Genomic DNA, 25,785 nt, shown 5'->3' with positions numbered 1-25,785 from the left:
CCAAGCTCGATGTGCCCGGCGCGGTGCCGGTGGCCCAATGTGTCTGGGTCCGATCGTGCCATGCGACGCTGACAGTCAGGGCCCACGGACGGGATCGCCGTGGGCGGGTGAGGAGAGGTCACAGGGGATGCTCAGGCTGGGCACGCGGGAATTCGGGCCGCACGAGCCGGTGGTGATGGCGATCGTCAACCGGACCCCGGACTCCTTCTACGACCGGGGCGCCACGTTCACCGACGAGGCCGCGCTGACGCGCGTGGAACAGGCGGTGGCCGAGGGGGCCGCGATCATCGACATCGGCGGGGTGAAGGCGGGCCCCGGCGAGGAGGTCACCGCGCAGGAGGAGGCGCGGCGCACGGTCGGCTTCGTGGCCGAGGTGCGGCGCCGGTTCCCGGACGTGGTGATCAGCGTGGACACCTGGCGTGCCGAGGTCGGCGAGGCGGTGTGCGAGGCGGGCGCCGATCTGCTGAACGACGCGTGGGGCGGCGCCGACCCCGGCCTCGCGGAGGTCGCCGCGCGGTACGGCGTGGGCCTGGTGTGCACGCACGCGGGGCGCGCCGAGCCGCGCACGCGTCCGCACCGGGTGGTGTACGACGACGTCATGGCCGACATCCTGGAGGTCACCCTGGGCCTGGCCGAGCGGGCGGTGGCGCTCGGTGTGCCGCGCGAGTCGGTGCTGATCGACCCGGGGCACGACTTCGGCAAGAACACCCGGCACAGCCTGGAGGCCACGCGCCGCCTGGGCGAGATGACGGCGACGGGCTGGCCGGTGCTGGTGTCGCTGTCCAACAAGGACTTCGTCGGCGAGACCCTGGACCGCCCGGTCAAGGAACGGCTGATCGGGACGCTCGCGACCACGGCGGTCTCGGCGTGGCTGGGCGCGCAGGTGTACCGGGTGCACGAGGTCGCGGAGACCCGGCAGGTGCTCGACATGGTGGCGTCGATCGCCGGGCACCGGCCGCCCGCGACCGCGCGGCGGGGCCTGGCCTGAGGAGCGTGCCCCAGGGACGGCGCGGGGCCGTCCCTGGGAGGGGTTCAGCGGGCCGCCTCCTTGGAGACCAGCGCGACCGCCTCGTCCACGTCGTCCGTGACGTGGAAGAGCATCAGGTCCTTCTCCGACGCCTTGCCCTGGTCGACCAGGGTGCCGCGCAGCCAGTCGACCAGGCCGCCCCAGTACGCGCTGCCGAACAGGACGATCGGGAACCGGGTCACCTTCTGGGTCTGCACCAGGGTGAGCGCCTCGAACAGCTCGTCCAGGGTGCCGAGCCCGCCGGGCAGGACGACGAAGCCCTGCGCGTACTTCACGAACATCATCTTGCGGACGAAGAAGTACCGGAAGTTCAGGCCGATGTCGACGTACGGGTTCAGCCCCTGCTCGAAGGGCAGCTCGATGCCGAGGCCGACGGAGAGGCCGCCCGCCTCCAGGGCGCCCTTGTTGGCCGCCTCCATGGCGCCGGGGCCGCCTCCGGTGATCACGGCCCAGCCGGCCTCCACCAGGCCGCGTCCGAGCCGTACACCGGCGTCGTACTCCGGTGAGTCCACCGGGGTGCGCGCCGAGCCGAACACACTGATCGCGGGCGGCAGCTCGGCGAGCGTGCCGAAGCCCTCGATGAACTCCGACTGGATGCGCAGCACCCGCCAGGGGTCGGTGTGCACCCAGTCGGTGGGGGCGCGCTCGTCCAGGAGCCGCTGGTCGGTGGTGCTGGCCTGCACCTGGCCGCGCCGCCTGAGGACCGGACCGAGCCGCTGCTCGTCCGGCGGGCGCTTCTTCCCCTCGGGGTTTCCCGTGGCCATGTGCGCTCCCTCCACTTGCCGGTATTTCGTCCTCAGCCTAGATCCGCATCCGTTACGGCGGGGGGACGTGAGCATGTCCGGAACACGGCGCCGTGTGGTGCGGGTGCCGCCGCGTGGGCCGGTGGGTGCTAGGCGGTCAGCCAGCCGCGCAGCCGCTCCTCGCCCGCGAGGATCTTCGCCGTCTCCACCCGCTCGTCCCGCTTGTGCGCCAAGTGGGGGTTGCCGGGGCCGTAGTTGACGGCCGGGATGCCGAGCGAGGCGAAGCGGGAGACGTCCGTCCAGCCGTACTTGGGCATCGGGACACCGCCCACCGCCTCGATGAACGCGGCGGCGGCCGGGTGGGAGAGGCCGGGCAGCGCGGCACCGCTGTGGTCGTCGATCACGAACTCCTCCACGCCGCAGTCCGCGAACACCTCACGGACGTGCGCGATCGCCTCCTCCTCCGAACGGTCGGGCGCGTAGCGGAAGTTGACCGTGACCACGCACTCGTCGGGGATGACGTTGCCCGCCACTCCCCCGCCGATGCGCACCGCGTTCAGGCCCTCGCGGTACTCCAGGCCGTCGATCACCGGCCACCGGGGCTCGTACGAGGCGAGGCGGGCCAGGATCGGGGCGGCGGCGTGGATGGCGTTGGAGCCCATCCAGCCGCGCGCGGAGTGCGCCCGCTCGCCCTTGGTCTTCAGCAGGACCCGCAGCGTGCCCTGGCAGCCGCCCTCGACCTGGCCGTCGGAGGGTTCGAGCAGGACCGCGAAGTCCCCTGCCAGCCACTCCGGGTGAGCCTCCGCCAGCTTCCTGAGCCCGTTCAGCTCGGCGGCGACCTCCTCGTTGTCGTAGAACACGAAGGTCAGATCGCGGTTGGGCTCGGGCACGGTGGCCGCGATGCGCAGCTGGACCGCGACACCGGCCTTCATGTCGCAGGTGCCGCAGCCCCACAGCACGCCGTCCTCGTCGAGCCGGGAGGGCACGTTGTCCGCGATCGGCACGGTGTCGATGTGCCCGGCGAGGATCACCCGCTGCGCGCGGCCGAGCGCGGTCCGGGCGACCACGTTGTCGCCGTACCGCTCCACCGTCAGATGCGGCAGCGCGCGCAGTGCTGCCTCGATCGCGTCGGCGAGCGGCTTCTCGGTGCCGCTCTCGGAGGGGATGTCCACGAGCCGTGCGGTCAGCTCGGCGGCGTCCAGCGTGAGGTCAAGCGAGGTTTCGGCCATGCTCCCGACCCTAACGCGGGCCCCGCCCCCGTCCCGGTGCGAACGGGGTTGCGCACTCCAGTACCTTGTACGCGTGTCAGAGCCGTCCCCCTCCCGACCCCGACGCCGCGGCCGTGTCCTGCGCATCTGCGCGGCACTGCTCGTCCTGTCCGCCGTCACCGCCTACCTCGTGGTGCAGTACGTCACCGGAGGCGGGATCGCACGAGGCTGCAAGGTGGTCTCCGCGTCGGACGCGCGCGTGTCGTACGAGTTCACCCCCGAGCAGGCGGGCAACGCGGCCACCATCGCCGCCGTCGGCACCGGGCGCGGGATGCCGCTGCGCGCGGTGACGATCGCGCTGGCCACCGCGCTCCAGGAGTCCGGGCTGCGCAACATCGAGCACGGCGACCGGGATTCGCTCGGCCTCTTCCAGCAGCGGCCCTCGCAGGGCTGGGGTTCCGAGCAGCAGATCATGGACCCGGCGTACGCGGCGGGCATCTTCTACGCCCATCTCGCGCGCGTGCCGGACTACACCGAACTCCCGCTCACCGTCGCGGCGCAGAAGGTGCAGCGCAGCGGTTTCCCGGAGGCGTACGCCAAGCACGAGTCGGACGCCGCGCTGCTCGCCACCGCGCTCACCGGCTACTCCGCGGCGACCCTGACCTGCGACGGCCGCTCCATGCGGGCGACCGGCACGGTGGGTCCTGACGCCGTACGGACCGCGCTGGTACGGGACTTCGGGCGCGACGCGCTCCAGGAGACGGGCGCGGAGGTGGGCGGTACGTCCGTCCCCTCGCCCTCGCCGTCCCCGAGCGTGACCGCGACCGCGCACGGGCGGACGGTGACGGTTCCGGTGCCGCAGGGCGACAGGACCGACGCCAGCGGGCGCGACGAGCGGGAGCGGGGGTGGCAGCTCGCGCAGTGGGCGGTGGCCAACTCCTCCGCGCTGCGGATCTCCCGGGTGACGTACGCGGGACGGGAGTGGACCGCGTCCAACGGCGGGGGCGACTGGCATCCGGCGCCGGGCGGCGGGACGGCGGGCGCCGAGGCCTCTCCGGCGAGCGTACGGATCGTCACCGGGCCGTAGTTATTGTCTTTTTACCTCGGGGGTCCGCAACCTTCGGGGGGTTCGCGCGGTAGTCACGGCAGTGTTCTTCCGTCGATTGGAGCCGTGATGTCTCTTCCCATGACCCGCCGGATCGCTCGTGCCGCGCTGCTCACCGCCGCTGGAGTGGTGGCGGGGGTGGGGGTCGCCGGGACGGCCGGGGCGGCGGCTCAGCACCCGTCCGCGGCGCCCGGGCTGGGCGGGCTCAGCGCGCTGGACGGCGTGAGCGGGCTCGCGGGCAACAAGGTGGTGCAGCAGGCGGTTCCGGCGGCGGGGGCGCTGAAGAACGCGGCGCCTGCGGCCAGCAAGGCCACGGGGACGGCCGGGGGTGTGCTGGGCAACTTGTCCAAGAGCGGGCTGCCGCTCGGCTGAGGCCGGTACCGCTACCGCTGTGGGCAGTCGTTCCGCAAGGCGGAACGGGTGGGCACAGCGGTAGCAGCAGCCGGCTTCCGGCTGGTTACGCCTTCAGGCGGGTGATCGCTTCGTCGATGCGCTCGTCCGTGGCCGTCAGAGCCACCCGCACGTGCTGCGCGCCCGCCTCGCCGTAGAAGTCGCCCGGCGCGACCAGGATGCCGAGGTCGGCCAGGTGCGCCACCGTGTCCCAGCAGGACTCGCCCCGGGTGGACCACAGGTAGAGGCTGGCCTCGCTGTGGTCGATGCGGAAGCCGTGGGCCAGCAGGGCCTCGCGGAGCCGGGTGCGGCGGGACTCGTAGCGGGCGTGCTGGACGCGGACGTGTTCGTCGTCCGCCAGCGCCGCCGCCATCGCCGCCTGGGTGGGGGCCGGGATCATCATGCCGCCGTGCTTGCGGATCTCCAGGAGCGGCATGAGGACGGCCGGGTCGCCCGCGAGGAAGGCCGCGCGGTAACCGGCGAGGTTGGACCGCTTGGAGAGGGAGTGGACGGCCACGATGCCGTCGTAGGAGCCGCCGTTGACGTCCGGGTGCAGGACCGAGACGGGGTCGGCCTCCCAGCCCAGCTCCAGGTAGCACTCGTCGGAGACGAGCAGGACGCCGTGTTCGCGGGCCCAGGCGACGATCCCCGCCAGGTCCTCCTGGGAGAGGACCGCACCGGTCGGGTTGGACGGCGAGTTCAGCCAGAGGAGCTTCAGGCCCTCCGGGTCCAGGTCGCGCGGGTCGTCGTAGACCTCGTACTCGGCGCGGGCGAGGCGGGCACCCACCTCGTAGGTGGGGTAGGCCAGGCGCGGGTAGGCCACGCGGTCGCCGGGGCCGAGGCCGAGCTGGGTGGGGAGCCAGGCGACGAGTTCCTTGGAGCCGACCACCGGCAGCACATGGCGGTGGGTGACCTCGCGGGCGCCGAGGCGGCGCTCCAGCCAGCCGGTGATCGCGTCGCGCAGCGCGGGCGTGCCCCACACCGTCGGGTAGCCGGGCGAGTCGGCCGCGTCGATCAGGGCCTTCTGGACCTGCTCGGGGACCGGGTCGACCGGGGTGCCGACCGAGAGGTCGACGATGCCGCCGGGGTGCGCGGCGGCGGTCTTCTTGTACGGCTCCAGCTTGTCCCAGGGGAAGGTGGGGAGCCGGTCGGAGACTGCGGACACGGGACTTGCTCGCTTTCGTGGGTAACGGCGAACGCCTCGGCCCCGTACGGCGGCGAACTGGCCGTACGGGACCGAGGCGGTGCTGTCGTCGTGCGGGCCGCGCGGGAGCGGCCCCGGCGTCACTCGCCCTGCGGCGGCAGCGCGGCGACGAAGGGGTGGTCGCGCTCGATCAGGCCCAGCTTGCTGGCGCCGCCGGGCGAGCCCAGCTCGTCGAAGAACTCGACGTTCGCCTTGTAGTAGTCCTTCCACTCGTCCGGGACGTCGTCCTCGTAGAAGATCGCCTCGACCGGGCAGACCGGCTCACAGGCACCACAGTCGACGCATTCGTCCGGGTGGATGTACAAGGACCGCTGGCCCTCGTAGATGCAGTCGACCGGGCACTCCTCGATGCACGCCTTGTCCTTGACGTCGACACAAGGCTGCGCGATGACGTAGGTCACGCTGTCGTTCCTCCTCGATAGGGCGCTGGCGGGCCTCCTCAGGCTCCGCCGCCTGGCGCGCGGGAGCGCGGCGTCGTCGATGCCCGCCCCTAGTATCTCCGTTCTGGGACGTGATCCGAACAGGAGGGGTGGACCGACCAGTGGAAATATCGGCGCCAGGACGCCTCGAGGTCCGAATTGCCCCTGCTGACGTGGGCAAACGGGTCTCGGTACGACGGTTGACGCAGACCGGTCGGCCGGGTGAGAAGTTCACCGACACGGTCGGTGTTCTCACATCATGGGACAACGGCGTGCTCATGATCACACAGCGGGACGGCCGAACGGTGCGGATCGAGGAGTCCGTGCTCGTCGCGGGCAAGGTCGTTCCGGCCGTTCCCGCACGTCGGCGCGGTCCGGCGGCCGGGTACGCGGAGCTGGCCGAGGTGGCCGCGCGGGCGTGGCGGCCGGTGGAGAGCGAGTGGCTCGGGGGGTGGGAGCTGCGGGCGGCCGGGGGCTTCACCCGGCGGGCGAACAGTGTGCTCCCCCTGGGTGATCCGGGCCTTCCGCTCGACGCGGCCCTGCTCGCCGTAAGACGCTGGTACGACGAGCGCGGCCTGCCCGCCTATGTCCAGACCGCGAGCGGCCCCGACGGTGTGCCGGAGCCGCTGTGCGCGGAGCTGGAGCGGCGCGGCTGGACCCGGGAGGTCACGGCCCAGCTGTGGACCGGGGGTCTGGCACCGGTCGCGGACCGGGCGGAGGGCGCCGGTGTGGTCCTCTCCCGCGAGGCGGACGAGGCGTGGCTCGCGCGGTACCAGCGCAAGGGAGTGAGCGACGTGGCCCTGCGGGTGCTCGACCGAGGAGCGTCGGTGTGGTTCGCGACGGTGCCCGGCGCGGCGGGTGAGGCGCCCGCGGCGATCGGGCGGTGTGTCGTGGACGGCCGCTGGGCCGGGTTCGCGGCCGTCGAGGTCGATCCCGCGCGGCGGCGGCAGGGGCTGGCCTCCGAGGTGATGGCCGCGCTGGCCCGGCGCGCCCTGGACGAGGGCGCCTCGGCGGCGTGGCTCCAGGTGGAGGAGTCCAACACGGGCGCGCGGACGCTGTACGAGCGCCTGGGCTTCGCGCCGCACCACACCTACCACCACTACCGGGCACCGGACGGCTCCGGCGCCGGGCGGCCGTAGGAGGCGCCGTGGACGGCCAGGAACCGGCGAAGCGCCCGCCCTATATCCCGCCGCCGTACCCGCCGCCCGCCGAGCGCTCGGCGGAGCTGCGGCGCAGGTTCGCGGAGGAGGCCCGTTCGTCCCGCCCCGACCTGTCCGCGCTGTGCCTGCTGATCGGCGCGGAGGCGGACGGCTCCCTTGACGAGGCCGGGCTGGACGCGGCGCAGCTGGCGCTGGACGAGCTGGCGGGGCGGGTGCCGTACCGGCCTGGCGGGCCGCGGGCGTGGGCTCGGGCGCTGGCCCGGCTGCTCGGCGAGGAGTGCGGGTTCCGGGGCTCGGCCGGGGACTACGAGCGGCTGGAGTCCTCGCTGCTGCACGCAGTGCTGCGGCGGCGGCGCGGGCTGCCGATCCTGCTGTCGGTGGTGTGGCTGGAGGTGGCCCGGCGGGCGGGTGCGCCGGTGTACGGCGTGTCGCTGCCGGGGCACTTCGTGGTGGGGTTCGGGCCCTCGGGCGAGGAGATGGTCCTCGCGGACCCGTTCGACGGGGGCCGGCTGCTGACCCGGGCGGATGCCGAGCTGCTGGTGGTGGGGGCGACGGGGGCGCCGCTGGACCCGGCGGCGCTGGTGCCCGCGACGCCGGTCGAGGTGGTCCAGCGGATTCTGAACAACGTGCGGGCGTGGGCCGCCGCCCGCCCCGAGCGCTCCGACATCGCCCTGCTGGCCGTGGAGTTGGGGCTGCTGCTGCCCGCGCATCCGGCGCGGCTGCGTTACGACCGGGCGCGGCTGCTGGTGCAGCGGGGGGCGTTCACGGAGGGCGCGGCGGAGCTGGAGGCGTACGCGGAGCTGGTCGCGGTGGTCGACCCGGTGGCGGAGGAACGGGCGCGGGCGCAGGCGCGGGCGGCGCGGGCGCTGCTGAACTGAGGGTTGGGGGCTGGGGGCCGGGCCGGGGCGGGGTGCGCGCTTCACAGCCAGGAGTGCTGAAAGCACCGTTCACAGCCACAAGGGCGTGCACCACCGGTACAGCCGCTCACCGCCGCGCGGCCCGCTCACAGCCACCCCTTCTCCCGCGCGATCCGTACCGCCTCCGCCCGGTTGCGTACCGCCAGCTTCTGGATCGCGGTGGACAGGTAGTTGCGCACGGTGCCCTGGGAGAGGTGGAGGGCCTGGGCCAGCTCGGCGTTGGTGGAGCCGTCGGCGGCGGCGCGCAGCACCTCGCGTTCGCGGTCGGTGAGCGGGTTGGCGCCCTCGGCCAGCGCGGCGGCGGCGAGCGTGGGGTCGATGACCCGCTCCCCGTCGAGCACGCGCCGTACGGCGGCGGCGAGTTGGGCGGCGGGGGCGTCCTTGACGAGGAAGGCGTCGGCGCCCGCCTCCATGGCGCTGCGCAGATAGCCGGGGCGTCCGAAGGTGGTGAGGACGACGAGTTTCACTCCGGGGTGCGCGCGGTGCACCTGGGCCGCCGCCTCGATGCCGGTGCAGCCGGGCATCTCGATGTCGAGCAGGGCCACGTCCACGCCGTGCTCGGCGACGGCCGCCAGCACCTGGTCACCGCGTGCCACCTGGGCCACGACCTCGATGTCGTCCTCCAGGCCGAGCAGGGCGGCCAGTGCCTCGCGGACCATCGACTGGTCCTCGGCCAGCAGGACCTTGATCGTGCGCGTCATGCCCCGGATCCTACGTCCGCCCCGGCGGCCACGGGGACGCGGGCGACCAGCCGGAAACCGCGCCCGGCCCGCCCCGCCTCCAGACTCCCGCCCGCCTTCTCCAGGCGCTCGGTGAGCCCCGTGAGCCCGTTGCCGGGAAGCGTGCCGGAGCCGCCCGAGCCGTTGTCCTGGACGGTGAGTTCGAGGACCGGGCCGTCCAGGGTCTGGCGGCGCAGCAGCTCGACGGCGCACCGGTCGGCGCCGCTGTGCCGGACCACGTTGGTGACGGCCTCGCGCAGCGTCCAGGCGAGCGCGGCCTCGGCCTCCTCGGGGACGCCGGTGAGGTCGGGTTCGGCGGGCACCTCGCAGACCACTCCGGCGGCGGTCAGGGCGACCTGGGTGCCCGCGAGTTCGGCGGCCAGCCGGGGGCGCCGGTAGCCGGTGACGGCCTCGCGCACGTCCACCAGGGCCTGGCGGCTGACCCGCTCGATGTCGGCGACCTGCTGCGCGGCCTTCTCCGGCTGGCCGGGCAGCATCCGCCCGGCCAGCTCGCTCTTCAGGGTGATCAGCGAGAGGGAGTGGCCGAGCAGGTCGTGCAGATCGCGGGCGAGGCGCAGGCGTTCCTCGTTGGCGGCGAGCTGGGCGACGGTGGCCCGTGCCTTGCGCAGCTCGATGGTGGTGCGCACGAGCTGTCCGACGCCGACCATCGCGAAGCCGATGAGCACCACCAGGAGCAGCAGATCGCGGGCCTCGGCCTCGTCGGTGTGCAGTCCGACCAGGTACATCAGGGCCGCCGACGCCGGGATCGCCCAGTAGGTGGCCCGGGGCGGCAGGGTCGCGCCGCAGGCCACCGACAGGTAGACGAACAGGCCGAGCCAGGAGGCGCCGAGGGTGTAGGCGAGCAGCGGGGCGAGGACGCCGAGGACCAGGAGCAGCACGATGACGACGGGCCCGGAGTACGGCCTGCCCATATTGCGGAAGACCAGGCTCAGATAGACCCCGACGAAGGCGGTCAGACCGAGCGCACCGCCCCAGGTGGCGCCGGTACCGTGGTGGCCGTCGGCCAGGTCCTGCACGGGCGAGCTGAGGAAGACCAGCCAGACGCCGACCCACAGCAGCTTCACCCACAGCTCGCGCCGGGTGCGCGGCGGACGGCCCATGGAGGTGTCCAGCGCGTCGGTTGTCCGCCGGTCTTCCGTCATGACGCTCACGCCTTCAGCGTGTCCTTCCGGTACAGCCAGGCCGCCCCGCCCGCGAAGAGCAGGAAGTAGACGGCGAGGACGGCGACGTCCCGCGCGTGCGGGGCCTGGCTCTGTTCGATCGCGCGTCCCAGGGCAGCGTACGCGTGCGTGGGCAGCCAGTCCGCGATGTCCTGGAGGACCCTCGGGAACCCGGTGGAGGGCATCCACAGGCCGCCGAGCAGCGACAGCGCGAAGTACACGATCATCGTGATGGGGCGTACCGCGTCCCCGGAGGCGAGGTAGCCGATGGCGACGCCGAGCGCGGCGAAGACCAGGCTGCCCGCCCAGATGACCCCGGTCAGGGCGAGCCACTGCCAGGCGTCGAGGCGTACGTCCTTCACGGCGGCGGCGACCACGAACACCATGACGATGGAGGGCAGGCTCACCACGGCCGCGCTGGCGGTCTTGGCGAGGACGTAGCCGTGGCCGGGCAGCGAGGTGAGCCGCAGCTGGCGTACCCAGCCGCTCTCCCGTTCCTTGGCGATGCGCTCGCTGTTGCCCATGAGGACGGCGGTCAGGGCGCCGAAGGAGGCCATGGAGACCATCAGATAGGTGGCCACGGTCAGGCCGCCGCTGCCGTCGACCTTCGCGTTCGGGCCGCCGCTGCTGGAGAAGATCAGGAAGATGACCGAGGGGTAGAGCACGGAGAAGAACAGGAACTTGCGGTTGCGCAGGGCGCGGGTGAGTTCGAGTGTGATCAGCGGCTTCATGCCTGCTTGGCCTCCTCGGCCGCGGTGAGGGCGACGAACGCCTGCTCCAGGCCGAGTCCGGCCACTTCGAGATTGCGGGGGTAGACACCGAGGCCGTACAGGGCGTGCACGGTGGCGTCGGCGTCGGTGGACTGGATGCGCACGGTCGGCCCGGACACGTCGAACGAGGTCATGCACGGCAGTCCGGCGAGCGCGGTCTCGTCGATCGCGCCCTCCAGGTCGAAGGCGATCCGGCGGGCGCCCGCGCGGGCCTTGATCTCGGCGGCGGTGCCGTCGGCGAGCAGGCGGCCCCGGTGCAGCACGAGCACCCGGTCGGCGATGGCGTCGGCCTCTTCGAGGTAGTGGGTGGCGAACAGGACGGTACGGCCCTGGTCGGCCTGTTCGCGCATGGTGGCCCAGAAAGCCTGGCGGGCGGAGACGTCCATGCCGGTGGTGGGCTCGTCCAGGACGATCAGGTCGCTGTCCCCGGCGGTGGCCAGGGCGAAGCGGACGCGCTGGACCTGGCCGCCGGAGAGCTTGTTGACCTTGCGGTCGGCGATCTGGGTGATGCCCGCGCGGGCGAGCACGTCGGCGGGCTTGTGCGGCTTGGGGTGCAGCGAGCAGGCCAGGCGGACCAGTTCGGCGACCGTCACGTCCTCCATCAGGCCGCCGCTCTGCAGCATGGCGCCGACCCGCCCGGTCGTGATCGCCTCGCGCGGGGTGGTGCCGAACAGCCGGACCGTGCCGCTGTCGGGGTGCTTGAGGCCGAGGAGCAGATCGAGCGTGGTGGACTTGCCCGCGCCGTTGGGGCCGAGCAGGGCGACGGTCTCGCCGGGGTGCAGCGTGAGCGAGAGGCCGTCGACGGCCCGGACGCTGCCGTAGGTCTTGGTCACCTGGTCGAACCCGGCCACCGCCGCAGGTACGGTGGCCGGGGGTGCCGCTGTCGTCGTCATACCGACCATGGTGGCGGGAGGGGGTGGGGGCGGGGCAGTGTCGGGGGTCCATGGTGCGGGATGACATCTGTCATGCGGATGCCGTGACGGCGGGCGTGGGACCGGCACGTGTGGGGGCTCCACGTGTGGGACCGGCACATGGGGGAGCCGCACATGTGGGACAGCCACATGGGGGAGCCGCACATGTGGCTACGGCGAAGGGGCCGCCCGGCGCTGTGCCGGGCGGCCCCTTCCGCAAGCGGTGACCGCTAGTTGGGGTTGGTCTCGATGACCGCGGTCCGGTTGGAGGTGCTGGTCAGGGCCTGGCGCAGGGCGCCGTAGACGTCCTGGACCGTGACGGGCGTCTTCTGGCCGGTGGCCCGGGTGATCAGGACGCCGTCGAAGGTCTTGCCGTACAGCTCCTTCAGCGCGGCCTGGTCGGGGGCGTCGACCAGCTTGCCGCCGGAGACCGCCTTGACCTGGAGGAACTTCCAGAGGGAGTTCTGCGGGCTGAAGGTGACCTGGTGGGCGGCGTCGGTGCGGACGGTCGCGAGGCCCGACATCGCGGGCTTGGCGAACTCCTTCATCTCGCGGTCGACCTCGGCGTTGGAGACCGTCGGCTGCTTCTCGGTGGTCGGCACGGTCACCGGGATCGCCTCGCCGGTCTCGACCAGCGTGCGGTACGCCTGCCGGACGGCGTCGGTGGAGCGGGCCGCGTCGATGGCCCGGCCCGCCTTGCCGTACACCGGCACGGCCTTGCCCGCCTCGAACTTGATGCCGCCCTCGACGACCGATCCCGAGCCGCCGCCGGTGTTCTCCAGCGCGGCCTGGAGCTTCTCCTCGTCCACCGGCATGACCGGCGGGACGACGCGCTTCTGGCCGAAGAGCGAGCCGATCACGGAGACCGGGTTGTAGTCGCTCTTCGCGGCGTCGCTCACGGTCGCCTGGTAGTCGAACTGGAGCCCGGCCTTGTCCGGGGTGAGGGTGACGGTCTTGCCGCCCACCTCCAGGCGCAGCGGCTTGGCGACACGGCTGCCGAAGGCGTCGTCCAGCTTCTTGACCGCGTCGTCGCGGGTGCCGCCGCCGATGTCGACGCCGAGCACGGTGGTGCCGCTGGGCACGTCGCTGCGGTTCATCAGCAGACCGGCGCCGTAGGCACCGCCCGCGACGACGACCACGGCGGCGACGAGCAGGACGAGCTTGCTGCGGCCCTTCTTCTTCGGCTTGCCCTTGGACTGCGAGGGCGCCGGGGTGGCCGCCTTGGGCGTGGCCGGGCCGTCGGGCCGGGCGCCGGGCGCGAACGGGGTGCCCACGGTGGCCGGGGCACCGCTGCTGACGGTGGGTCCGGAGACACCGGGCGGGCGGTGGCCGAGGGCCGCCTGGGGCTGCGGGGTCAGGACCGCGGTGTCCTCGCCGAGGGCACCGGCGGGCGCGAACGGGGTGCCGCCGGAGGCGCCGGGGGCGCGGAAGGCGGGCGGTCCGTCGAAGGGCTCGCCTGCCTCCAGGCCACGGCTGCCGGGGGCGCCGGGACGGCCGGGGCGGCCGAGCGGCGCGTCACCGGTGACCGGGCCGCCGGTCGGGCCCGCGGGGCCCTTGGGGCCGGGGGCGCCCTGGCCGCCGGGGCCGTTGAAGCCGCCGGTGCCGCCGGGACCACGGCCGCTCGCCCCGCCGGTGGCGCCGCCTCGGGCGGGACCGTCGGAGAAGTACGGGAGGTCGTCACGGGTGGGCTCGCCGCCGGGGACACCGGGACCGGCGGGCGTGCCGGGACCACCGGAGGCGCCAGGGCCACCGGCGCCGGGACCACCCGGGCCGCCGGGACCGCCGGGGCGCGAGCCGCCGCCGAGCGGGCCGGAGGACAGCGCCTCGGTCACGTCGAAGGAACCCGTGCCGCCGCCGTGCCCGGGCGCGACCGGACCGCCGGTGGCACCGGGCAGCCCGGCACCGTTCGTACCGCCGGGACGACCGGCACCGGCACCCGCACCGCCACCCGCACCGCCACCGGCGCCCGGCCGGGTCGGCAGCGGAGGCGTGGCACCGCCCTGACGGGTCGGCAGCGGGGGCGTACCGGCGGCACCGCCGGACGGACGGGTCGGCAGCGCGGCCTGTCCGCCGGAGGGAAGCGCGGGCGCGGAGGCGGGGGCGCCACCGGCGGCTGCTCCGCCGGGCATCCCCGCGCCGTTCGTACCGCCGCCGCCCGGACCACCGCTCTTGGGGCCGGACTTGCGCGGGGCGAACCAGTCGCTGGTCTTCTCCTCGGCCTGCGGGGCGGCGGGCTCGGGAGCGGGTTCGGGGGCGCTGGTGTCCGGCGCGGCGGCGGCCTCGGGCCGTGCCTCGGCGGCCGGTTCGTCCCCGGCGCCCTCGCCGTCCCCGACGGTCTTGCGCACGACGACCGGCGGGATGGGCCGCGATCCGGGGATGTTGATCCGGATGCGGGTGGTCAGCGTGGTCTCCGTCTTGCGCTCCTCGGGCCGCGCGCCCGGACGGTCCGCGTCCGGACCGCCGTCGGAAGCGGTGGAGGTCCCGTACGGCGGTGTCCCGGAGGGATATGCGGCTCCGCCGCGCCCGTTGCTCCCGGAGGACGGAGTGTCAGTTTCACGACTCAAGGCAGGTTCTCCCGGTTGGCTCCGCCGCCCGTCATGACCTCAGCGGGCTTCTCGGCGGCGCGCACCACCATACTGGCCACTTCTGGCGCGTATCCCACGACCGTCGGGGAAATGCGCACCGGACCCGCACGGTTGTCGCACGAAGTGGTACGTCAGTTGCCAAGTCGACCGGAGCGGGCGGGGGGTTGCCGCCCCGGAGCGAGGGTGGCGCAGATCACAGCGATGGCCATGCCGCCGAGCAGGAAGAAGTAGGAGCCGCCGCCCGCGCCGAAGAGGAAGTCGCCCTCGGGGCGGCTGGCGGTGAGCAGGACGACGGCGACGACCCAGCCGATGACCGGCGCGACCGCGCCGGAGCGGGCGCCGATCGCGTACGCCCCGCCGAGGAACGCCCCGGCCGCGCCCGCGAGGGCGAGCAGCAGGCCGCCCGGGAACCAGGCGTCCTGGATCAGCGATCCGGCGAGCCCGACGACCGCGCCGAGCACGAACAGCCCGAACAGCCCGAAGGCGCGCCCCACGGACGGCGGTCGCAGCGGCTGCGCGAGCATCGACCCGCGTCCGTCCCCGCTCACGACGCCTCCTCGATCCCGGCGAACAGGTCGCACTCCCCGGGCTCGCCCGCGCCGCGCACCAACTCGTAGTACTCGGTGGTGAACAGCGGCTGCGCCAGGTCGTTGGAGAGCGCGAAGTACGGCCCGGCCACGGTGATCTGGGTGGCGTGGGCGCGCATGGCGGCGGCCTTGGCGGCGGCGTGCGCGCTGCCGTCGACGGCGGTCGTGATCCGCGCGTCGTCCACGACACCGGGCAGGTCCTCAATGGCGGCGCTCTTCGGGAAGGGCAGGTCCGGCAGCTCCTCGGCGAGCCGGGCGAAGCCCTCCTCGGCGACGGAGCGCGGGATGCGGTTCCAGTACACCTTGGCGACCTCGTGCCCGCGCCCGGCGGCCAGCTCCACGCCGCGCATGGCGACGCGGTGGGCCTGGATGTGATCCGGGTGCCCGTATCCGCCGTTGTCGTCGTAGGTGACGACGACCTGGGGCCGCGTCTCCACGATGACGTCCGCCAGCGCCCCGGCCGCCTCGTCGACATCGGCCTGCCAGAACACCCCCGGCTCGTCGTTGTCCGGCAGCCCCATCATCCCGGAGTCCCCGTACCCGAGCACCCGCACATCGGTGACCCCCAGCTCCCGCATGGCCGCCGCCAGCTCACCGCGCCGGTACTCCCCCAGCGCGGTCCCGCTCAGATGTGCCAGCTCCGGCGGAATGACCTCCCCCCGCTCCCCGAGCGTGCAGGTGACCAGCGTCACGGCCGCACCCTCGGCCACGTACTTCGCCATGGTCGCGCCATTGTTGATCGACTCGTCGTCCGGGTGCGCGTGCACCAGGAGCAGCCGCCGGGCGGGGAGATCCGTCATGGGACCAGCGTACGAGGAGGGGCGGGTGGGGGCGGGAGGAGGGCTCGCGGTGTCCTCACCGGGGGCGCGGGTCCTGGCGATCGCTCCCGTCGTCCTCGGGGTCGGGGTCCGGTGCCCCGAGATCCAGCTCGGCCCACACGATCTTGCGCGGGAAGTGGTCCTCGGCCACGCCCCAGCGGTCGGCCAGGGCGGCGACGAGGAGCAGGCCGCGCCCCGACTCGGCGAGGGGGTCCGGCTCGCGGCACTCCGGAAGGCGGTCACCGCGCGTGTCGACGGCCTCGATACGGAGCGTGCCGCCGGAGACGATCAGCGTCAGCCGGAAGCTGCGGCCGGGGAGCCGGCCGTGGGTGGCGGCGTTGGTCGCCAGCTCCGCCACGATCTGGCTCGCCACCCTGGTCGGCACCCCCCAGCTCCGCAGCTGATCGGCGGCGAGCAGCCGGGCGAGCCGGGCGCCTCTCGGCGTGGACGAGAACAGCAGGCTGAAGTCACCCGCAAGGTGGGCTAGTTGGGCCGTGGCCCCGGTGTTTTCCTCATTCACATCACCCAGGGTTGCCGCATCGCCCTACCGTGAAGAGTGAACGCACCGTCGCGTACGGTCACTGTCGGCACTTCGTCCGAGGGTGTCCAGCCTGTCGGCAGCCGGTGCGGGGGCGGTACGACGCACCGGAGGAGTTGCGCATGTCGGTGGACGGCGAGGCGGTACGGAACGCGGCGGAGGACGACGAGTCCGGCTGGGAGGTCGAGCCCGACGACGAGTGGGGCGCGGCCGTCATCACCGCGGTGGGACGGCAGTTGAAGCTGCGACGAGAGGCCGCGGGGATGCGGGCGGCCGAGTTCGGGGCGGCGATCGGGTACGGCGAGGACCTGGTCTACAAGATCGAGAGCGGCAAACGGATTCCCCGCCGGGAGTATCTGGACAAGGCGGACGAGGTCCTGAAGGCGAACGGGCTGATCTCGGCGGCCTGGGAGGACGTGAAGAAGGTCCGGTACCCCAGGAAGGTGCGGGAGCTGGGGAAGCTGGAGTCGCAGGCGGTGGAGATCGCGGTCTACGAGTGCAACAGCATCAACGGGCTGTTGCAGACGGAGGATCACGCACGATCACTGTTCCAGGCGGCCCAGCCCCCGTATTCACCGGACGACGTGGAGCGCATGGTGGCCGCCCGCGTGGCCCGGCAAGCGGTCTTCGAGCGTTCGCCCGCACCGGCACTTAGCTTCGTCCTCGAAGAGGCGGCTCTGAAGCGGCCCATCGGAGGCACAATGGTGTGGCGCCGACAGCTCGAACGCGTGCTGGAGGTGGGGAATTTGCACAACGTCGTCCTCCAGGTGATGCCGAACAGCTGCACCACCCACTCGGGTCTGGACGGCCGGATCNAACTGCTGAAGTTCGCGGACGGTTCAGCGGTGGGCCGCTCCGACGGCGCCTTCAACGGCAGGCCGACCTCTGATCCCAAACACCTGCGCATCCTTGAGCTGCGGTATGGCACGATCCGGGCTCAGGCACTCTCACCAGGGGAGTCGCTGGCCTTCATCGAGCAACTGCTAGGAGAGAAATGATCCGCAAGACCGCTGACGGCGGCGCCTCCGAGCTGACGTGGTTCAAGAGCAGCTACAGCAGCGGCAACGACGGCAACTCCTGCGTGGAGATCGCCGTCACCCCCGGCACGATCCACGTCCGCGACTCCAAGCACCAGGTCGGCCCCCAGCTCGCCCTCACCCAGGACACGTGGACGGCCTTCGTCTCCGCCGTGCGCAACTGAACGCCGGACAGGGAGCCTCATGACTGACGACGCCACGGACCTGACGTGGTTCAAGAGCAGCTACAGCAGCGGCAACGACGGCAACTCCTGCGTGGAGATCGCCGTCACCCCCGGCACGATCCACGTCCGCGACTCCAAGCACCAGGTCGGCCCCCAGCTCGCCCTCACCCAGGACACGTGGACGGCCTTCGTCTCCGCCGTGCGCAACTGAACGCCGGACAGGGAGCCTCATGACTGACGACGCCACGGACCTGAAGTGGTTCAAGAGCAGCTACAGCAGCGGCACCGACGGCAACTCCTGCGTGGAGATCGCCGTCACCCCCGGCACGATCCACGTCCGCGACTCGAAGCACACCACCGGCCCCCGACTCACCCTCACCCGGGAAACCTGGACGGCCTTCCTCACCGACGTACGCGACTGACACCACCCTCGCGCAGGACCGAGGTCAGACGCGCCAGCCCCTCGGCCCCATGGCCGTCCGCCACCGCGCGGTCGATGATCTTCTTCGCCGCGCTGAGCACGCTCACGTCGATTCCGTGGCTGGTGGCCGTGTTGATGACGTGGGTGATGCCGGAGGCAGCGGAGGCGATCGTGGAGCGGTCTCCGGGGTGGTCGCCGGTCCGGAGCTGCTCGGCGAAGCGGATGATCATCTCGGGCAGGAGGCCGCCGATGCCGGTGGCGAAGGCGGCGAACCCCTCCGGCTCGATGCCCTCGGCCGAGGCGAGGGCGAAGGCGTGCACGATGCCGTTCACCGAGGTGGCGAAGAGGTCCAGGAGCGCGACCTCGTAGGCGGACGCCCGGCCGGGGTCGGCACCGAGGTACACCCCGGTGCCGCCGACGGCGGTCATCGTCTCCCGGACGGCCTCGTGGACAGCGTGGGCGCCGCTGAAGAGGACGGCGGCGGACGAGGTGCCGATCGCGGGGGTCGGCGTCAGGACGGCACCGTCCAGGTAGTCGATCCCGTGGGAAGCGGCCCAGCGCGCCATCTCACGGGCCTGAGCCGGTTCCCCACTGGTGAGGTTGACCAGCCGCCGGTTCTCCCAGCCGCCCGGTGCCTGTGCGAGCGTGGCCCGCACCGCGTCGTAGTCGATCAGGCAGGTGACGATCACGTGCCCCGCCTCCACCGCCTCCTGGACCGAACAGGCAGCCACCGCACCCCGGTCGAGAAGGTCTCCGGTCTTTCCGGGGGTGCGGTTCCACACGGTCACCGGGTGGCGGGCCGTGAGGAAGGCGGAGGCCAGAGCGCGGCCCATGGGGCCTAGACCGAGGACGGTCACGGGCGTGATCCGGGTGTTCCCATTGGCAATCGAGGTCATGTCCCGACGCTAGACCTTCACATTGACGTGAAGGTCAAGTGCTGCTGCACTACTGCCCCATGAGGATCGGTGAGCTGTCACGGCGTACCGGCGTGAGTCAGCGTTCTCTCCGCTACTACGAGGAACAGGGGCTGCTCACTCCCACCCGCCTGCCGAACGGCTACCGCGACTACGACGAACGCGCCGTCGCCACCGTGCGGCGCATCCAGATCCTGCTCTCCGCAGGGCTCGGCACCTCGGTCGTCGCGGAGATCCTTCCCGGCACCGTCGACGACACGGTCGTCCTGGTGGGGAAGTGCCCGGAACTGGTCGACGGCCTGGCGCGGGAACGCCGCCGGATCGACGCGGCGATCGCCGAACTGATCGCCACACGCGACACCCTCGACACCCTCGTCGGACGCCCGCTCGACGCCCCGCAGGGCCCCGTCAGAACTTGATGCTCCCGATCATGCTCGCCACGTTCGTCGTCAGCTCGCTGATCGTCGGGGCGATCGTCGAGGAGGCGAGGTAGAAGCCGAGGAGCATACAGATCGCCGCGTGGCCGCCCTTCAGACCTGACTTTTTGATCAGGAGGAAGACGATGATCGCCAGCAGCACCACCGCCGAAATCGAGAGTGCCACGGCGGCTCACCTCCAAAGAATCCCGGGGACGCGGGGGGTTCGGACTATGGGGGTTGTCGTTCGGGTTCTGCACCGGTGGAGCAAGTCCACGCGGACGCCGCCTGGTTCATACCCACGCTGCGACAGTGATCATAACTATCCGTGCTCGCGCATCGCTCGGCGCACGGCCGCACAAGGGGGCGCATGGCCAATATGGTCGAGGTATGACAACCGAGGCTGAGTCCTTCCCCCGACGGCACGCCCGTACCCAGCGGTTCACGCTCGGCGCGCCGCGCGCGTTCACCGTGGCGCCGGACGGTTCGCGTGTCGTGTTCCTGCGGTCGGAGTCCGGCACCGACCGGACCAATTCCCTCTGGGTGCTGGACACTTCGGACGGCACGGAGCGCCTGGCCGCCGACCCGCGCGCGCTGCTCGCGGGCGGGGGCGAGGAGTTGTCGCCCGAGGAGCGGGCCCGGCGCGAGCGCAGCCGTGAGGGCGGCGCGGGCATCGTCGGCTACGCCACCGACGCGGCCGTGGAGTTGGCGTCTTTCGCCTTGTCGGGGCGGCTTTTCGCGGCCGAGCTGCGGGCCGGTACGGCACGTGAACTCCCCGTCCCGGGGCCGGTGATCGACCCCCGCCCCTCCCCCGACGGCCGCCATATCGCGTACGTCGCGGGAGGTCAGCTCCGTGTGGTCGGCGCCGAGAACGGCACGGACCGCGCCCTCGCCACCCCCGAGTCCGGCCATGTCGCCTACGGTCTCGCGGAGTTCATCGCGGCCGAGGAGATGGACCGTTCGCGCGGCTTCTGGTGGTCCCCGGAGTCCGACCGGCTGCTGGTGGCGCGCGTGGACGACACGCCGGTACGGCGCTGGTGGATCGCGGACCCGGCCCACCCGGAGCGTGAGCCACACCACGTCGGCTACCCGGCGGCGGGCACGGCGAACGCGGACGTACGGCTGTTCGTGATCGGGCTCGGCGGCGAGCGCACGGAGGTCACCTGGGACCGCGAGCGCTACCCCTATCTGGCGCGAGTGCACTGGTCAGCGGCGGGTGCGCCTCTCCTTCTGGCGCAGTCGCGGGACCAGCGCGGCCAGGTGGTCCTGGCGGTGGACCCGGACACCGGCACCACCCGCACCGTGCACGCCGACGATGATCCAACTTGGCTTGATCTTTTCCCTTCCGTGCCCTGCTGGACCCCCTCGGGCCAGCTGGTCCGGATCGCGGACGAGGGCGGCGCGCGGGTCCTGGTCGTGGGCGAACGTCCCCTGACCGGGCCACAGTTGCACATCCGTTCGGTCCTCGACGTGACGGACGGCGAGGTGCTGGTCTCGGCCTCCGCGGGCGAGGCGGCCGAGGACCCGGAAATCGGCGAGATCCATGTGTACCGGGTGAACGAACTGGGCGTGGAGCGTGTGTCCCAGGTCCCCGGCGTGCACACCGCGACGCGCGGCGGCGACACGACCGTGCTGATCTCCGCGACGCTCGACAGCCCCGGTGCCCGTGTCCAGGTGCTGCGTGACGGAAAAGCGGCGACCGCTGTCACCTCGTACGCCGAAGATCCCGGTATGTCCCCCCGCGTGACCCTCACCGAGGGGGGCGCACAGCGAATTCCGTGCGCCGTGCTTATGCCTACGGACTACCCCGGTGACGCACCGCTCCCCGTCCTCCTCGACCCCTACGGCGGCCCGCACGGCCAGCGGGTGACGGCCGCCCACAACGCCCATCTGACCTCGCAGTGGTTCGCCGACCAGGGCTTCGCGGTGATCGTCGCGGACGGCCGGGGCACCCCGGGCCGCTCCCCCGCGTGGGAGAAGGCGATCCACCACGACTTCACGCTCACCCTCGACGACCAGATCGAGGCCCTGCACGACCTCGCCAAGCGCTACCCGCTGGACCTGGACCGGGTCGCCATCCGGGGCTGGTCCTACGGCGGTTACCTCTCCGCGCTCGCCGTGCTGCGCCGCCCGGACGTGTTCCACGCGGGCATCGCGGGCGCCCCGGTCACCGACTGGCGGCTGTACGACACCCACTACACCGAGCGGTATCTCGGCGACCCCGCCGAGGACCCGGAGGTCTACGCCCGCAGCTCCCTCGTCACCGACGACGGCCTCTCCGAGCCCGCCGAGCCGCACCGGCCGCTGATGATCATCCATGGTCTGGCCGACGACAATGTGGTGGCCGCACACACCCTGCGGCTGTCCTCGGCCCTGCTGGCCGCGGGCCGCCCGCACGAGGTGCTGCCGCTGTCCGGCGTCACCCACATGACCCCGCAGGAACAGGTCGCGGAGAACCTGCTGCTGCTCCAGGTCGACTTCCTCAAGCGGTCCCTGACGCCCGCTCAGTCCGGGTGAACGGGGTTTAACACTCCAGCAACTCCACGGAAGTGGCACCGATATACGAACGCGCCAGACTGAAGAACGTACGGCCGTGCGGGTGCCGTGTACGGGCCGGGGTGGCCATGTCACCCCGGCCCGTTGCCGTTCTTCTCCAGGGTGACCGGCAGCGGCGCCGCGAACAGGCATGCCGAGTCGTGGGCCACGGGTCCGGCGGTGGAGCGGAACTCCTCGGGCACGGCCAGCGCCGGGACCTCCAGGGCGCAGCGCGCCTGAGCCTTCCAGCAGCGGGTGCGGAAGCGGCAGCCGGAGGGGATGTCGGCCGGTGAGGGGACGTCCCCGGTCAGGATGATCCGGCCGCGGTGTTCGCGCGCCTCCGGGTCGGGCACCGGTACCGCCGACAACAGCGCCTGTGTGTAGGGGTGCGTGGCGTGCTCGTAGATCTCCTTGTCCGTGCCGGTCTCCACGATCCGGCCGAGGTACATGACCGCCACGCGGTCCGAGATGTGCCGGACGACCGACAGGTCGTGTGCGATGAAGACGTAGGAGAGGTCGAACTCCGCCTGGAGCCGGTCGAGCAGGTTGATCACCTGCGCCTGGACCGAGACGTCCAGCGCCGAGACCGGTTCGTCGGCGACGATGATCTCGGGACGAAGCGCCAACCCCCGTGCGATGCCGATGCGTTGGCGCTGGCCGCCGGAGAACTGGTGGGGGTAGCGGTTGATGTACTCCGGGTTGAGGCCGACCACGTCCAGCAGTTCCTGGACCCTGCGACGCCGGTCGCCCTTCGGGGCCACCTCGGGGTGGATGTCGTACGGCTCCCCGATGATGTCGCCGACGGTCATGCGGGGGTTGAGCGAGGTGTACGGGTCCTGGAACACCATCTGCACCGAGCGGCGCACGGCCTTCAGGGCGCGCCCGGACAGCCGGGTGATGTCCTCGCCCTTGAACCTGATGGCGCCGGCCGTCGGCCGTTCCAGGTTGCACAGCAGCTTCGCCACCGTGGACTTGCCGCATCCCGACTCGCCCACGATGCCGAGCGTCTCGCCCTTGGCGAGGGTGAAGTCGACGCCGTCGACCGCCTTGACCGCGCCGATCTGCTTCTTGAACAAGATGCCCCGGGTGAGCGGGTAGTGCTTGACGAGGCCGCTGACCTCCAGGATCGGCTCAGCCATTCAGGCACTCCCTCCAGAAGTGGCAGGCGCTGCGCCGCCGTTCGCCCGCCTCGTACAGCGGGGGCGGGTCGGTGCGGCAGACGTCGCGCACCATCGGGCAGCGCGGGTGGAAGGCGCAGCCGGGCGGGACGTGCGCGAGGTTCGGCGGCAGGCCCTTGATGGCGTACAGCTCGCGGCCCTTGTGGTCCAGGCGCGGGATGGAGTCGAGCAGGCCCCGGGTGTAGGGGTGGGCCGGGGCCTTGTAGAGGTCGTGGACGGGCGCGGTCTCCACGATCCGGCCCGCGTACATCACCGCGATCCGGTCCGCCACGTCCGCGACCACGCCGAGGTCGTGGGTGATGAGGACGAGCCCCATGCGGTACTCGTGCTGCAACTCGGCCAGCAGGTCCATGACTTGGGCCTGCACGGTGACGTCGAGCGCGGTGGTGGGCTCGTCGGCGATGACGAGCGCGGGTTCCAGCGCGATCGCCATCGCGATCATGATGCGCTGGCGCATCCCGCCGGAGAACTGGTGCGGGTAGTCGCGCACCCGCTGGGCGGCGCCCGGGATGCGCACCTGGTCCATCAGCTCGACGGCGCGGGCGCGCGCGTCCCGCTTCGACATGCCCCGGTGGACGACGAACATCTCCCCGAGCTGGTCGCCCACGGTGAGCACGGGGTTGAGGGCGGACAGCGCGTCCTGGAAGATCATCGCCATCCGGGCGCCCCTGATCCGGCGCCGCTCGTCCTCCTTGAGGGTGAGCAGATCGCGGCCCTGGAAGAGGATCTGCCCGCCGGTGATCCGCGCGGGCGGGGTGTCGAGGATGCCCATCACCGCCTGGGCGGTCACCGACTTGCCGGAGCCCGACTCCCCGAGCACCGCCAGGGTCTCCCCTGCGTCCACGATGTACGACACCCCGTCCACCGCGCGCGCCACCCCGTCCCGGGTGCGGAACTCCACGTGCAGATCGCGGACGTCGAGCAGCATCGCGCCGTCACCTCAGCTTCGGGTCGAGGGCGTCGCGCACCGCGTCGCCGAGCATGATGAAGGCCAGCACGGTGAGCGCGAGCGCCCCGGAGGGCCAGAGCAGGGCGTGCGGGGCGTTGCGGATGTAGGGCGAGGCGGCGGAGATGTCGATGCCCCAGGAGACGCTGGGCGGCTTCAGACCGACGCCGAGGTAGGACAGCGTGGCCTCCAGGGAGATGTAGGTGCCGAGCGCGATGGTGGCGACGACGATCACGGGCGCGACGGCGTTGGGCGCGATGTGCCGCAGCAGGATGCGGGTGTCGGAGGCGCCGAGCGCGCGGGCGGCCTGGACGTAGTCGTGCTGTTTGGCGGTGATGACCGAGCCGCGCGCGATGCGGGAGATCTGCGGCCAGCCGAGCAGCACCATGAAGCCGACCACCGGCCAGACCGAGTTGCTGGTGACCACCGAGAGCAGCACGAGCCCGCCGAGCACGACCGGGATCGCGAAGAAGATGTCGGTGATCCGGGAGAGCACCGCGTCCCCCGCCCCGCCGAAGTACCCGGCGAGCCCGCCGAGCACCGACCCGAGCAGGGCGACCCCGAGCGTGGCACAGACGCCGACCGTGACGGACGTACGGGCGCCGTACACGGTCCGCGTGTACACGTCGCAGCCCTGCCCGTCGAAGCCGAAGGGGTGGCCGGGGGCGGAGCCCCGCTGGGCGTCGGCGAGGTCGCAGTCGAGCGGGTTGCCCGACGCGATGGACGAGGGCCAGACCGAGATGAGGACCAGGAAGAGGATGACGAGCGCGGAGACGACGAACACCGGGTTGCGCCTGAGGTCGCGCCAGGCGTCGGACCACAGCGAGCGGGGTTTCCCGCGCGGGCCCGTGCCGCCGGGTCCGCCGCCGGGGGCGCGCTCCAGGGTGCTCGCCTCGCCGGTCGCGAGGTCCATCGCGCCGCCCATGCCGGTCCCGGCGATGGCGCCGCCGTTGTCGTATCCCCGCTCAGGCATAGCGGATCCTCGGGTCGAGTACGGCGTAGAGCAGGTCGACCAGCAGGTTGGCGGCGAGGAAGACCAGCACGAGCACGGTGACGAAGCCGACGACCGTCTGGGTGTTCTGGCGCAGGATGCCCTGGTAGAGCTGGAAGCCGACGCCGTGGATGTTGAAGATCCGCTCGGTGACGATGGCGCCGCCCATGAGTGCGCCGATGTCGGTGCCGATGAAGGTGATCACCGGGATCAGCGAGGTGCGCAGCAGATGCCGGGTGATGATCCGGCGCCGGGGCAGCCCCTTGGCGACGGCCGTGCGGATGTAGTCGGCGCGGCGGTTCTCGGCGAGTGAGGTGCGGGTGAGCCGGGTGACGTAGGCGAGCGAGACGGAGGCGAGGACCAGGCCGGGCACGATGAGCTGGGAGAAGGGCGCCTCCGGTGCGACGGAGGGCCTGATCCAGCCCCATTCGACGCCGAGCAGCAGCTGGAGCACCAGGCCGGTGACGAAGGTCGGCACCGCGATGACGACCAGGGTGAGCAGCAGCACGGCGGTGTCCACGGGCCGCCCGCGCCGCATCCCGGTGAGGACGCCGAGGGTGACGCCGACGACGATCTCGAAGACGATCGCCACGAGGGTGAGCCGGATCGTCACCGGGAACGCGGTCGCCATCAGCTCGGTGACGGGCTGTCCGTTGAAGGCGGTGCCGAAGTCGCCGGTGAAGACGTTGCCCATGTAGGTCGCGTACTGCTGCCACAGCGGCCGGTCGAGCCCGAACTCCGCTTTGAGCTGGGCGGCGGTGGCCGGGTCGCAGGACCGCTCCCCGCACAGTCCGGCGATGGGGTCGCCCATCACGTTGACCATGAGGAAGATCAGCAGGGTGGCCCCGAAGAACACCGGGATCATCTGGAGCAGTCGCCGGACGACATAGCGCCCCATGGC

At 72.4% G+C, this 25,785-nt stretch carries 29 protein-coding genes; 11 read left to right on the top strand and 18 right to left on the bottom strand.

The window, feature by feature from the left end:
* The first annotated feature begins 127 nt into the window (after positions 1 to 127).
* Positions 128 to 988, top strand: coding sequence for a dihydropteroate synthase (gene folP, locus B079_RS0103185; RefSeq protein WP_018544329.1), 861 nt, complete (start codon positions 128 to 130; stop codon positions 986 to 988).
* A 44-nt stretch (positions 989 to 1,032) separates the two neighbouring features.
* On the opposite strand, the gene B079_RS0103180 is transcribed toward folP, so the two are convergent.
* Both B079_RS0103180 and dapE read right to left on the bottom strand, forming a co-directional pair.
* On the bottom strand, positions 1,033 to 1,791 hold the full coding sequence (locus B079_RS0103180) for a TIGR00730 family Rossman fold protein (protein ID WP_018544328.1): 759 nt from the start codon (positions 1,789 to 1,791) through the stop codon (positions 1,033 to 1,035).
* Positions 1,792 to 1,919: 128 nt separating this feature from the next.
* Positions 1,920 to 2,999, bottom strand: a complete 1,080-nt coding sequence (gene dapE / locus B079_RS0103175) for a succinyl-diaminopimelate desuccinylase (RefSeq protein ID WP_018544327.1) — start codon at positions 2,997 to 2,999, stop codon at positions 1,920 to 1,922.
* Positions 3,000 to 3,072: 73 nt separating this feature from the next.
* Between dapE and B079_RS0103170 the strand changes: the two genes are divergently transcribed.
* Positions 3,073 to 4,065, top strand: a complete 993-nt coding sequence (locus B079_RS0103170; protein ID WP_018544326.1) for a hypothetical protein — start codon at positions 3,073 to 3,075, stop codon at positions 4,063 to 4,065.
* 87 nt (positions 4,066 to 4,152) lie between these two features.
* Positions 4,153 to 4,455, top strand: coding sequence for a hypothetical protein (locus B079_RS31260; protein ID WP_018544325.1), 303 nt, complete (start codon positions 4,153 to 4,155; stop codon positions 4,453 to 4,455).
* An 85-nt stretch (positions 4,456 to 4,540) separates the two neighbouring features.
* Here the strand turns inward: B079_RS31260 and dapC are convergent, their stop codons facing one another.
* Positions 4,541 to 5,638: a succinyldiaminopimelate transaminase gene (gene dapC, locus B079_RS0103160; RefSeq protein ID WP_018544324.1), complete on the bottom strand. Its 1,098-nt coding sequence runs from the start codon at positions 5,636 to 5,638 to the stop codon at positions 4,541 to 4,543.
* Positions 5,639 to 5,757: 119 nt separating this feature from the next.
* Positions 5,758 to 6,078 (bottom strand): ferredoxin, encoded by a 321-nt coding sequence (gene fdxA / locus B079_RS0103155; protein ID WP_018544323.1) that lies wholly within the window; start codon positions 6,076 to 6,078, stop codon positions 5,758 to 5,760.
* Positions 6,079 to 6,218: 140 nt separating this feature from the next.
* Here fdxA and B079_RS0103150 point away from each other — a divergent pair, with 140 nt between their 5' ends.
* Together B079_RS0103150 and B079_RS0103145 are read left to right on the top strand one after the other, a co-directional pair.
* Positions 6,219 to 7,235 (top strand): GNAT family N-acetyltransferase, encoded by a 1,017-nt coding sequence (locus B079_RS0103150; protein ID WP_037801079.1) that lies wholly within the window; start codon positions 6,219 to 6,221, stop codon positions 7,233 to 7,235.
* A gap of 8 nt (positions 7,236 to 7,243) precedes the next feature.
* Positions 7,244 to 8,134, top strand: a complete 891-nt coding sequence (locus B079_RS0103145) for a transglutaminase-like domain-containing protein (RefSeq protein WP_018544321.1) — start codon at positions 7,244 to 7,246, stop codon at positions 8,132 to 8,134.
* 125 nt (positions 8,135 to 8,259) lie between these two features.
* Here the strand turns inward: B079_RS0103145 and B079_RS0103140 are convergent, their stop codons facing one another.
* The 8 genes from B079_RS0103140 to B079_RS0103105 form a co-directional block, all read right to left on the bottom strand.
* Positions 8,260 to 8,874, bottom strand: coding sequence for a response regulator transcription factor (locus B079_RS0103140; RefSeq protein ID WP_018544320.1), 615 nt, complete (start codon positions 8,872 to 8,874; stop codon positions 8,260 to 8,262).
* Positions 8,871 to 10,055: a sensor histidine kinase gene (locus B079_RS0103135; protein WP_051094988.1), complete on the bottom strand. Its 1,185-nt coding sequence runs from the start codon at positions 10,053 to 10,055 to the stop codon at positions 8,871 to 8,873. The genes B079_RS0103140 and B079_RS0103135 overlap by 4 nt, the downstream gene beginning before the upstream one ends.
* A gap of 5 nt (positions 10,056 to 10,060) precedes the next feature.
* Positions 10,061 to 10,804, bottom strand: coding sequence for an ABC transporter permease (locus B079_RS0103130; RefSeq protein ID WP_018544318.1), 744 nt, complete (start codon positions 10,802 to 10,804; stop codon positions 10,061 to 10,063).
* Positions 10,801 to 11,736, bottom strand: a complete 936-nt coding sequence (locus B079_RS0103125; RefSeq protein ID WP_026248300.1) for an ABC transporter ATP-binding protein — start codon at positions 11,734 to 11,736, stop codon at positions 10,801 to 10,803. Before B079_RS0103125 ends, B079_RS0103130 begins: the two co-directional genes overlap by 4 nt.
* 248 nt (positions 11,737 to 11,984) lie before the next feature.
* The gene (locus B079_RS0103120; RefSeq protein ID WP_018544316.1) at positions 11,985 to 14,318 is read right to left on the bottom strand and encodes a hypothetical protein; all 2,334 of its coding nucleotides are present in this window, start codon (positions 14,316 to 14,318) and stop codon (positions 11,985 to 11,987) included.
* 152 nt (positions 14,319 to 14,470) lie between these two features.
* Positions 14,471 to 14,887 carry a DUF6113 family protein gene (locus B079_RS0103115; RefSeq protein WP_018544315.1) on the bottom strand — a complete coding sequence of 139 codons (417 nt, stop codon included), beginning with the start codon at positions 14,885 to 14,887 and terminating at the stop codon, positions 14,471 to 14,473.
* Complete coding sequence (mshB, locus tag B079_RS0103110; RefSeq protein WP_018544314.1) at positions 14,884 to 15,726, bottom strand: N-acetyl-1-D-myo-inositol-2-amino-2-deoxy-alpha-D-glucopyranoside deacetylase; 843 nt, start codon at positions 15,724 to 15,726, stop codon at positions 14,884 to 14,886. The genes B079_RS0103115 and mshB overlap by 4 nt, the downstream gene beginning before the upstream one ends.
* Positions 15,727 to 15,781: 55 nt before the next feature.
* Complete coding sequence (locus B079_RS0103105) at positions 15,782 to 16,264, bottom strand: ATP-binding protein (RefSeq protein WP_026248299.1); 483 nt, start codon at positions 16,262 to 16,264, stop codon at positions 15,782 to 15,784.
* 140 nt (positions 16,265 to 16,404) lie between these two features.
* On the opposite strand from B079_RS0103105, the gene B079_RS0103100 reads away from it, so the two are divergent.
* The 4 genes from B079_RS0103100 to B079_RS0103085 are packed head-to-tail and all read left to right on the top strand — an operon-like array spanning position 16,405 to position 17,905.
* Positions 16,405 to 17,280, top strand: a complete 876-nt coding sequence (locus tag B079_RS0103100; protein ID WP_018544312.1) for a helix-turn-helix domain-containing protein — start codon at positions 16,405 to 16,407, stop codon at positions 17,278 to 17,280.
* Positions 17,277 to 17,483 carry a DUF397 domain-containing protein gene (locus B079_RS0103095; RefSeq protein WP_018544311.1) on the top strand — a complete coding sequence of 69 codons (207 nt, stop codon included), beginning with the start codon at positions 17,277 to 17,279 and terminating at the stop codon, positions 17,481 to 17,483. The genes B079_RS0103100 and B079_RS0103095 overlap by 4 nt, the downstream gene beginning before the upstream one ends.
* A gap of 19 nt (positions 17,484 to 17,502) precedes the next feature.
* Entirely contained in the window at positions 17,503 to 17,694 is a 192-nt protein-coding gene (locus tag B079_RS0103090) for a DUF397 domain-containing protein (protein WP_018544310.1), read from the top strand.
* 19 nt (positions 17,695 to 17,713) lie between these two features.
* Entirely contained in the window at positions 17,714 to 17,905 is a 192-nt protein-coding gene (locus B079_RS0103085) for a DUF397 domain-containing protein (protein WP_018544309.1), read from the top strand.
* On the opposite strand, the gene B079_RS0103080 is transcribed toward B079_RS0103085, so the two are convergent.
* Entirely contained in the window at positions 17,886 to 18,800 is a 915-nt protein-coding gene (locus B079_RS0103080; protein ID WP_051094937.1) for an NAD(P)-dependent oxidoreductase, read from the bottom strand. The genes B079_RS0103085 and B079_RS0103080 overlap by 20 nt on opposite strands.
* A 59-nt stretch (positions 18,801 to 18,859) precedes the next feature.
* On the opposite strand from B079_RS0103080, the gene B079_RS31255 reads away from it, so the two are divergent.
* The gene (locus B079_RS31255; RefSeq protein WP_037801215.1) at positions 18,860 to 19,237 is read left to right on the top strand and encodes a MerR family transcriptional regulator; all 378 of its coding nucleotides are present in this window, start codon (positions 18,860 to 18,862) and stop codon (positions 19,235 to 19,237) included.
* On the opposite strand, the gene B079_RS0103070 is transcribed toward B079_RS31255, so the two are convergent.
* The gene (locus B079_RS0103070; protein ID WP_018544306.1) at positions 19,227 to 19,421 is read right to left on the bottom strand and encodes a hypothetical protein; all 195 of its coding nucleotides are present in this window, start codon (positions 19,419 to 19,421) and stop codon (positions 19,227 to 19,229) included. The two genes, B079_RS31255 and B079_RS0103070, sit on opposite strands and share 11 nt — an antisense overlap.
* Positions 19,422 to 19,624: 203 nt before the next feature.
* Between B079_RS0103070 and B079_RS0103065 the strand changes: the two genes are divergently transcribed.
* On the top strand, positions 19,625 to 21,751 hold the full coding sequence (locus B079_RS0103065) for a S9 family peptidase (RefSeq protein WP_018544305.1): 2,127 nt from the start codon (positions 19,625 to 19,627) through the stop codon (positions 21,749 to 21,751).
* 110 nt (positions 21,752 to 21,861) lie between these two features.
* Here the strand turns inward: B079_RS0103065 and B079_RS0103060 are convergent, their stop codons facing one another.
* From B079_RS0103060 to B079_RS0103045, 4 genes are read right to left on the bottom strand one after another with little or no spacing between them, the layout of a single operon-like run.
* Positions 21,862 to 22,908, bottom strand: a complete 1,047-nt coding sequence (locus B079_RS0103060) for an ABC transporter ATP-binding protein (RefSeq protein WP_018544304.1) — start codon at positions 22,906 to 22,908, stop codon at positions 21,862 to 21,864.
* Positions 22,901 to 23,875, bottom strand: coding sequence for an ABC transporter ATP-binding protein (locus tag B079_RS0103055; protein WP_018544303.1), 975 nt, complete (start codon positions 23,873 to 23,875; stop codon positions 22,901 to 22,903). Before B079_RS0103055 ends, B079_RS0103060 begins: the two co-directional genes overlap by 8 nt.
* 7 nt (positions 23,876 to 23,882) lie before the next feature.
* On the bottom strand, positions 23,883 to 24,866 hold the full coding sequence (locus tag B079_RS0103050) for an ABC transporter permease (RefSeq protein WP_018544302.1): 984 nt from the start codon (positions 24,864 to 24,866) through the stop codon (positions 23,883 to 23,885).
* A complete protein-coding gene (locus tag B079_RS0103045) occupies positions 24,859 to 25,782 on the bottom strand; it encodes an ABC transporter permease (RefSeq protein ID WP_018544301.1) in 924 nt (307 codons plus the stop codon). The genes B079_RS0103050 and B079_RS0103045 overlap by 8 nt, the downstream gene beginning before the upstream one ends.
* Positions 25,783 to 25,785 lie beyond the last annotated feature (3 nt).

The organism is Streptomyces sp. LaPpAH-108 (assembly GCF_000373625.1).
In the GTDB taxonomy this organism is placed as follows: domain Bacteria; phylum Actinomycetota; class Actinomycetes; order Streptomycetales; family Streptomycetaceae; genus Streptomyces.
The sequence above is the reverse complement of the archived record's forward strand: the minus strand, read 5'-3'. Positions and strand labels throughout refer to the sequence as shown.

What these genes read in the sequence shown, in the direction of transcription:
- B079_RS0103085 (WP_018544309.1), top strand. Translation starts at nt 17,714, where the DNA reads ATGACTGACGACGCCACGGACCTGAAGTGGTTCAAGAGCAGCTACAGC.
- B079_RS31255 (WP_037801215.1), top strand. Translation starts at nt 18,860, where the DNA reads ATGAGGATCGGTGAGCTGTCACGGCGTACCGGCGTGAGTCAGCGTTCT.
- mshB (WP_018544314.1), bottom strand. Translation starts at nt 15,726, where the DNA reads ATGACGGATCTCCCCGCCCGGCGGCTGCTCCTGGTGCACGCGCACCCG.
- B079_RS0103090 (WP_018544310.1), top strand. Translation starts at nt 17,503, where the DNA reads ATGACTGACGACGCCACGGACCTGACGTGGTTCAAGAGCAGCTACAGC.
- B079_RS0103060 (WP_018544304.1), bottom strand. Translation starts at nt 22,908, where the DNA reads ATGGCTGAGCCGATCCTGGAGGTCAGCGGCCTCGTCAAGCACTACCCG.
- B079_RS0103055 (WP_018544303.1), bottom strand. Translation starts at nt 23,875, where the DNA reads ATGCTGCTCGACGTCCGCGATCTGCACGTGGAGTTCCGCACCCGGGAC.
- B079_RS0103140 (WP_018544320.1), bottom strand. Translation starts at nt 8,874, where the DNA reads ATGACGCGCACGATCAAGGTCCTGCTGGCCGAGGACCAGTCGATGGTC.
- B079_RS0103095 (WP_018544311.1), top strand. Translation starts at nt 17,277, where the DNA reads ATGATCCGCAAGACCGCTGACGGCGGCGCCTCCGAGCTGACGTGGTTC.
- B079_RS0103135 (WP_051094988.1), bottom strand. Translation starts at nt 10,055, where the DNA reads ATGACGGAAGACCGGCGGACAACCGACGCGCTGGACACCTCCATGGGC.
- folP (WP_018544329.1), top strand. Translation starts at nt 128, where the DNA reads ATGCTCAGGCTGGGCACGCGGGAATTCGGGCCGCACGAGCCGGTGGTG.
- B079_RS0103065 (WP_018544305.1), top strand. Translation starts at nt 19,625, where the DNA reads ATGACAACCGAGGCTGAGTCCTTCCCCCGACGGCACGCCCGTACCCAG.
- B079_RS0103180 (WP_018544328.1), bottom strand. Translation starts at nt 1,791, where the DNA reads ATGGCCACGGGAAACCCCGAGGGGAAGAAGCGCCCGCCGGACGAGCAG.
- B079_RS0103125 (WP_026248300.1), bottom strand. Translation starts at nt 11,736, where the DNA reads ATGACGACGACAGCGGCACCCCCGGCCACCGTACCTGCGGCGGTGGCC.
- B079_RS0103080 (WP_051094937.1), bottom strand. Translation starts at nt 18,800, where the DNA reads ATGACCTCGATTGCCAATGGGAACACCCGGATCACGCCCGTGACCGTC.
- dapE (WP_018544327.1), bottom strand. Translation starts at nt 2,999, where the DNA reads ATGGCCGAAACCTCGCTTGACCTCACGCTGGACGCCGCCGAGCTGACC.
- B079_RS31260 (WP_018544325.1), top strand. Translation starts at nt 4,153, where the DNA reads ATGTCTCTTCCCATGACCCGCCGGATCGCTCGTGCCGCGCTGCTCACC.
- B079_RS0103050 (WP_018544302.1), bottom strand. Translation starts at nt 24,866, where the DNA reads ATGCCTGAGCGGGGATACGACAACGGCGGCGCCATCGCCGGGACCGGC.
- B079_RS0103045 (WP_018544301.1), bottom strand. Translation starts at nt 25,782, where the DNA reads ATGGGGCGCTATGTCGTCCGGCGACTGCTCCAGATGATCCCGGTGTTC.
- B079_RS0103130 (WP_018544318.1), bottom strand. Translation starts at nt 10,804, where the DNA reads ATGAAGCCGCTGATCACACTCGAACTCACCCGCGCCCTGCGCAACCGC.